6 protein-coding genes and 1 pseudogene are annotated in these 6,035 nt (G+C 59.4%); 6 read left to right on the forward strand and 1 reads right to left on the reverse strand.

Annotated elements, in window-relative coordinates:
* Positions 1 to 25: 25 nt before the first annotated feature.
* From alc to J1G37_RS20440, 6 genes are all read left to right on the forward strand, one after another.
* Positions 26 to 1,021: an allantoicase gene (alc, locus tag J1G37_RS20415; protein WP_207045003.1), complete on the forward strand. Its 996-nt coding sequence runs from the start codon at positions 26 to 28 to the stop codon at positions 1,019 to 1,021.
* 127 nt (positions 1,022 to 1,148) lie between these two features.
* Positions 1,149 to 1,652: an ureidoglycolate lyase gene (locus J1G37_RS20420; RefSeq protein WP_207045004.1), complete on the forward strand. Its 504-nt coding sequence runs from the start codon at positions 1,149 to 1,151 to the stop codon at positions 1,650 to 1,652.
* A gap of 51 nt (positions 1,653 to 1,703) precedes the next feature.
* Positions 1,704 to 2,990 (forward strand): urate hydroxylase PuuD, encoded by a 1,287-nt coding sequence (locus J1G37_RS20425; protein WP_124529482.1) that lies wholly within the window; start codon positions 1,704 to 1,706, stop codon positions 2,988 to 2,990.
* 226 nt (positions 2,991 to 3,216) lie between these two features.
* Entirely contained in the window at positions 3,217 to 4,563 is a 1,347-nt protein-coding gene (locus J1G37_RS20430; RefSeq protein WP_207045006.1) for a nucleobase:cation symporter-2 family protein, read from the forward strand.
* 45 nt (positions 4,564 to 4,608) lie between these two features.
* On the forward strand, positions 4,609 to 5,004 hold the full coding sequence (locus J1G37_RS20435) for a hypothetical protein (RefSeq protein WP_207045009.1): 396 nt from the start codon (positions 4,609 to 4,611) through the stop codon (positions 5,002 to 5,004).
* Positions 5,001 to 5,786 (forward strand): outer membrane protein OmpK, encoded by a 786-nt coding sequence (locus J1G37_RS20440; protein ID WP_124529478.1) that lies wholly within the window; start codon positions 5,001 to 5,003, stop codon positions 5,784 to 5,786. The genes J1G37_RS20435 and J1G37_RS20440 overlap by 4 nt, the downstream gene beginning before the upstream one ends.
* 108 nt (positions 5,787 to 5,894) lie before the next feature.
* Here J1G37_RS20440 and J1G37_RS29055 read toward each other — a convergent pair.
* Positions 5,895 to 6,035, reverse strand: a pseudogene (locus J1G37_RS29055) (patatin-like phospholipase family protein); the annotation flags it as partial.

The following is a 6,035-nucleotide window of genomic DNA, read 5'->3' on the forward strand; positions in this document are numbered from 1 at the left end:
ACTCTATCTAAGGCAGACAAGAAGAATGAAAGCTTACGCCGTACCTTTCGAGAAGTTCGTCAACCTGGCCGACGCCCGCCTGGGCACCAAGATTCTTTCGGTGACCGACGACTGGTTCGCCGACGCCAACCGCCTGTTCCAGCCGACCCCGGCCGTATGGAAGGAGGGCGTTTTCGATGACAACGGCAAGTGGATGGACGGCTGGGAATCACGCCGCAAGCGCTTCGAAGGCTACGACAGCGCGGTGATCCGCCTGGGCGTACCCGGTTCGATCAAAGGCGTGGACATCGACACTTCATTCTTCACCGGCAACTTCCCGCCGTCGGCCTCGCTGGAAGCCTGCTTCCTGGCCTCGGGCGACCCTGATGAAAACACCCAGTGGGTGGAAGTGCTGTCGGCCGTCGAGCTGCAAGGCAACAGCCACCACTACCACGAGATCAACAACGACAAGGCCTTCAGCCACCTGCGCTTCAACATCTACCCGGATGGCGGCGTGGCCCGTCTGCGCGTGTACGGCATTCCGTTCCGCGACTGGTCCTCGATTGGCGACAACGAACAAGTCGACCTGGCCTCGGCCCTCAACGGCGGCCGCGCACTGGCCTGCTCCGATGAACACTTCGGGCGCATGAGCAACATCCTCAACCCGGGCCGTGGCATCAACATGGGCGACGGCTGGGAAACCGCGCGTCGCCGTACACCGGGCAATGACTGGGTGATCGTCGCGCTGGGCCACCCTGGCGAGATCGAGAAGATCATCGTCGACACCCTGCACTTCAAGGGCAACTACCCGGACACCTGCTCGATCCAGGGCGCGTTCGTGAAAGGCGGCACCGACAGCCAGATCGAAACCCAATCGCTGTTCTGGCGCGAACTGTTGCCGGCGCAGAAGCTGGAAATGCACGCTGAACACAGCTTCGCCGAGCAGATCAAGGCACTGGGGCCGATTACCCACATCCGCCTGAATGTGTTCCCGGATGGTGGTGTGAGCCGCCTGCGCGTTCTCGGCAAGGTCGCTAAATAAGCGGTGAACCCAATCGCGGGCAAGCCTGCTCCCATATTTTGACTTGTGAATACATTCAAGTGTGGGAGCTGGCTTGCCTGCGATGGCGGCAGAACAAACAACACAACATTCGGATAAGAAGACAGCCATGCGCACACTAGTGATCGAACCCCTGACCAAAGAAGCCTTCGCCCCCTTCGGAGACGTTATCGAAACCGACGGCAGCGATCACTTCATGATCAACAACGGGTCGACCATGCGCTTTCACAAATTGGCCACGGTCGAAACCGCTAAACCGGAAGACCACGCCATCATCAGCATCTTCCGCGCCGACGCGCAGGACATGCCGCTGACCGTGTGCATGCTGGAGAGACACCCGCTGGGCAGCCAGGCTTTCATACCGCTGCTCGGCAACCCCTTTCTGATCGTGGTCGCGCCACTTGGCGATAGACCTGTATCAGGCTTGGTCCGCGCCTTCGTCACCAACGGCAGGCAGGGCATTAATTACCATCGCGGCGTCTGGCACCACCCGGTGCTGACGATCGAAAAGCGGGATGACTTCCTGGTGGTTGATCGCAGTGGCACAGGCAATAACTGCGATGAGCATTTTTTTGAAGAGGATGAGCGGTTGATCCTCGCCCCCCACCAATAAGAGAAGGTCTGATCACCCGACAACAAGGGTGACAGGCGAGAGGTAAAGACTGTGGAAGCACATCTGTTGGAATGGCTGAACCTTAGCGTGCGCTGGGTTCACATGATCACTGGCGTCGCGTGGATCGGCGCTTCTTTCTACTTTGTCTGGCTGGAAAACAACCTCAATCGCGTCAACCCCAAGAGCGGCCTCGCCGGTGACTTGTGGGCGATCCACGGTGGCGGTATCTACCACCTGGAAAAATACAAACTGGCCCCACCGACCATGCCGGACAACCTGCACTGGTTCAAATGGGAAGCCTATTTCACCTGGATGTCGGGCGTCGCGCTGCTGTGCGTGGTGTTCTACCTCAACCCGACGCTGTACCTGCTCGCCCCCGGCAGCAGCCTCAGCGGCACCGAAGGCGTATTGCTGGGCATCGGCTCACTGTTCGCCGGCTGGTTCATCTACTCCTTCCTCTGCGACTCGGCCCTGGGCAAACGCCCTGCCCTGCTCGGCTTCATCCTGTTCGTGCTGTTGATTGCCGCCGCGTACGGTTTCAGCAAAGTGTTCAGCGGCCGTGGCGCCTACCTGCACGTGGGTGCGGTGATCGGCACCATCATGGTCGGCAACGTGTTCCGCATCATCATGCCGGCGCAACGCGCACTGGTGGCGGCGATTGCCGAGAACCGCACGCCTGATCCGGCGCTGCCAGCCAAGGGTTTGCTGCGTTCACGCCACAACAACTACTTCACCTTGCCGGTGCTGTTCATCATGATCAGCAACCACTTCCCAAGCACCTACGGCAGCCAATACAACTGGCTGATCCTGGCCGGTATCGCCGTGGCCGCCGTGTTGGTCCGTCACTACTTCAACACTCGGCATAACAGCCAGAAGTATGCGTGGACCTTGCCGGTGGGCGCCTTGGCGATGATCAGCCTGGCCTATGTGACCGGTCCCAAGCCGGTGGCCGAAGTGGCCAAGGCTCCTGCGGCCATCGAGTATCAACCGTTGCCGGAAACCGCGTTGGGTGGTGGCTTGAAACCGGCTGCACCCGCCGCTGCTCCGGCTGCCGAACCTGCACCTGCGCAGGCGTCGATTGATTTCGACAAAGTCCATGGGGTGATCCAGGAACGCTGCGCCGTGTGCCATTCGGCCAAGCCCACCAGCCCGCTGTTCAGCACCGCACCGGGTGGAGTGATGTTTGATACCCCGGCGCAGATCCAGCAGCAGGCGGCACGTATTCAGGCGCAGGCCGTGGCGACCCAGATCATGCCGTTGGGCAACATCACCCAGATGACCCAGCAGGAGCGGGATTTGATTGGCACCTGGATCAACCAGGGGGCCCGTACCAACTAACTGATCCACACAAATCCAACTGTGGGAGAGGACTTGTGTGGGAGCTGGCTTGCCTGCGATGCAGACACCTCGGTGCATCAGATCTACCGAGGTGATGCTATCGCAGGCAAGCCAGCTCCCACTTAAAACAGCTTCCACAGTTGGCACCGTGCAAGTTTGCAGATTGAGTTCCACCCGGCAATTGAATGCCAAACAACACAACAATAAAAAAGATCCGAGGTGTTGCATGACCGAGTTAGCCGAACCGCAGATTCCTGCCGCACCCGCCATGGTGCGGCTGCCCCTCTTGCAACTGATTCTGGTAGGCCTGCAACACGTCTTGCTGATGTACGGCGGCGCCGTCGCCGTGCCCCTGATCATTGGCCAGGCCGCGGGCCTGAGCCGTGAAGAAATCGCCTTTCTGATCAACGCCGACCTGCTGGTGGCCGGTATCGCCACCATGGTGCAGTCGTTTGGCATCGGCCCGGTGGGCATTCGCATGCCGGTGATGATGGGCGCCAGTTTCGCCGCCGTCGGCAGCATGGTCGCCATGGCCGGCATGCCCGGTATCGGCTTGCAGGGGATCTTCGGCGCGACCATCGCCGCCGGGTTCTTTGGCATGATCATCGCGCCGTTCATGTCCAAGGTCGTGCGCTTCTTCCCGCCCCTGGTCACCGGCACCGTGATTACGGCCATCGGCCTGTCGCTGTTTCCAGTCGCCGTGAACTGGGCCGGCGGCGGCAGCGCGGCGGCCACCTTCGGCTCGCCGATCTACCTGGCGATTGCTGCGCTGGTACTGGGCACCATCTTGCTGATCAACCGTTTCATGCGCGGCTTCTGGGTAAACATCTCGGTGCTGATCGGCATGGGCCTGGGCTACGTGCTGTGCGGCCTGCTCGGCATGGTCGACCTCAGCGGCCTGGCCCAGGCGCCGTGGGTGCAGGTAGTGACACCGCTGCACTTCGGCATGCCCAAGTTCGAGTTGGCGCCCATCCTGTCGATGTGCCTGGTGGTGGTGATCATCTTTGTCGAGTCCACCGGGATGTTTCTCGCGCTGGGCAAGATCACCGGCCAGGACGTCACCCCGAAAATGCTCCGCCGTGGCCTGTTGTGTGATGCCGGCGCGTCATTTTTCGCCGGGTTCTTCAACACCTTTACCCACTCCTCCTTCGCACAGAATATCGGCCTGGTGCAGATGACCGGCGTGCGTTGCCGCTCCGTCACGATCATGGCCGGCGCGTTTTTGATCGTGCTCAGCCTGCTACCAAAAGCCGCATACCTGGTGGCGTCGATTCCGCCGGCAGTGCTCGGCGGTGCGGCGATTGCCATGTTCGGCATGGTGGCGGCGACGGGGATCAAGATCCTCCAGGAAGCCGACATCGCCGACCGCCGCAACCAGTTGCTGGTGGCGGTGAGTATCGGCATGGGCCTGATCCCGGTGGTACGCCCGGAGTTCTTCGCGCAGCTGCCGCTATGGATGAGCCCGATTACCCACAGCGGCATTGCCATGGCCACCCTCAGCGCGTTGTCGCTGAATGTGCTGTTCAACATCCTCGGCGGCGCGGAACGCCCGGAAGTCGCCCACTCGCATTGATTCCTTCGTTAATTACAAAAACAAAAACGAACAGGGAACACCGACATGCACGCCATTCACCCGGGGCCGGCCACAAGCCGTGCCCCATTCTCGCCCCACGCGCTCTTTAACAGCGCACTTGAGCCAAGGCTTTGGAGCCAGTATTCTCCGCGCCCGCTCGAATCGACTCAAAAAAAAACAGCGAATGTAAAAGCTGACTGCAAGGCCAACTTATCCCGGCCTAATGTCTGCTGCCAAAGTGCGCAAATGTCCTCTGAATTCGACTGCATCTCATGCAGCCGACGGGGATTTTTTGGCTTTTTAAACACCTTGGCGCAGGTCTTGCTAAACGCATTAAAGCTGACCGAACAGACGATTTTTGCAGCGAACCAAAAGGCGCCACACCAGAGCGCCTGCGTAGAAGAAAAACCACAAAACTTTAACTCGGGAGCAACCGAATGAAACCTATGTTCAAAGGCCTGATGCTGGCGGGATCCCTGCTGGCCGGTGGCCAAGCCGTGGCCGGTGACCTGCTGCAATGGCAAAACAACAGCCTGACTTACTTGTGGGGCAAGAACTTCACCGTCAACCCACAGATCCAGCAAACCGTCACGTTCGAACATGCTGATGCCTGGAAATACGGCGACAACTTCCTGTTTGTCGACCGCATCTTTTACAACGGCAAGGAAGACGGCAACGTCGGCCCAAGTACTTACTACGGCGAAATCAGCCCACGTCTGTCGTTCGGCAAGATCTTTAATCAAGACCTGTCCTTTGGCCCGATCAAGGACGTGCTGCTGGCCTTCACTTACGAGTTCGGCGAAGGCGACAACGAGTCGTACCTGTTCGGCCCTGGCTTTGACTTGAACGTACCGGGCTTCGACTACTTCCAGCTGAACTTCTACCAGCGTCAGACCGAAGGCAACCGCCCGGGTGATGGCGTTTGGCAAATCACCCCGGTATGGGCCTACACCCTGCCAGTGGGCAACTCCGACATCCTGATCGACGGCTTTATGGATTGGGTGGTGGACAACGACAAGAACGCCCGTGGCACTTACCACGCCAACCTGCACTTCAACCCGCAGGTCAAATATGACCTGGGCAAGGCGATGAACTGGGGCGCGAAGCAGTTGTATGTCGGTTTTGAATACGACTACTGGAAGAACAAGTACGGGATCGAAGATTCCGGTGCGTTCAAGACCAACCAGGACACGGCGAGCTTCCTGGTCAAGTACCACTTCTAACTGTTAGCCGCGATCCCCTGTGGGAGCTGGCTTGCCTGCGATAGCAACCTGTCTGTGCCAAATCTGTTGGCAGGCATACCGCTATCGCAGGCAAGCCAGCTCCCACATTTAGTTTGGTGTGAGGCCCAAAAATTTCGACAATTCTTCGCGCTTGGCCAACGCATCCCGCCGTCCCAACTCGATCAACTCGCTGCAATACCCCGCCTCGAACAGCAAGTAACTCAACACCCCCGCCCCGCTCGTCTTGGT

Origin of the sequence: Pseudomonas sp. Marseille-Q1929 (genome assembly GCF_017316265.1) — a bacterium.
In the GTDB taxonomy this organism is placed as follows: domain Bacteria; phylum Pseudomonadota; class Gammaproteobacteria; order Pseudomonadales; family Pseudomonadaceae; genus Aquipseudomonas.

Coding starts and splice junctions, on each gene's coding strand:
- J1G37_RS20435 (WP_207045009.1), top strand. CDS start 4,609: ATGCACGCCATTCACCCGGGGCCGGCCACAAGCCGTGCCCCATTCTCG.
- J1G37_RS20420 (WP_207045004.1), top strand. CDS start 1,149: ATGCGCACACTAGTGATCGAACCCCTGACCAAAGAAGCCTTCGCCCCC.
- J1G37_RS20430 (WP_207045006.1), top strand. CDS start 3,217: ATGACCGAGTTAGCCGAACCGCAGATTCCTGCCGCACCCGCCATGGTG.
- J1G37_RS20440 (WP_124529478.1), top strand. CDS start 5,001: ATGAAACCTATGTTCAAAGGCCTGATGCTGGCGGGATCCCTGCTGGCC.
- alc (WP_207045003.1), top strand. CDS start 26: ATGAAAGCTTACGCCGTACCTTTCGAGAAGTTCGTCAACCTGGCCGAC.